The organism is Campylobacter sp. 2457A, from assembly GCF_020135895.1.
Classification (GTDB): Bacteria; Campylobacterota; Campylobacteria; order Campylobacterales; family Campylobacteraceae; genus Campylobacter_D; species Campylobacter_D taeniopygiae.
In genome coordinates this window covers 1-226 of the sequence record NZ_JACHTO010000131.1, presented here as the reverse complement: position 1 = coordinate 226, position 226 = coordinate 1, and the positions used below count along the sequence as shown (strand labels likewise).

At 29.2% G+C, this 226-nt stretch carries 1 pseudogene; it reads right to left on the bottom strand.

What is annotated here, in order from left to right:
* Positions 1–226 (bottom strand): annotated as a pseudogene (locus tag H2280_RS08645) (hypothetical protein); the annotation flags it as partial.

The window sequence follows — 226 nt, the reverse complement described above, 5'->3', positions numbered from 1 at the left end:
TAAGCATTCTAATTTGATATTTAAAGAATTTTCTAATATAGAATAATTAAGTAAGCAAAGTTCATCATTTTTATAAAAGATGCTAAGTCTTCCTAAACCACTGCTTTCATCTTTAGGGGAAAAATAATAACTGGGTACATCTTGTTTGATTATCCCTTCTTGATCTAATTCTCCAAAATAAAAGGGGTTATTAGAGAATTCTTTAGAGCCTGTTAAAAGGGTGGAG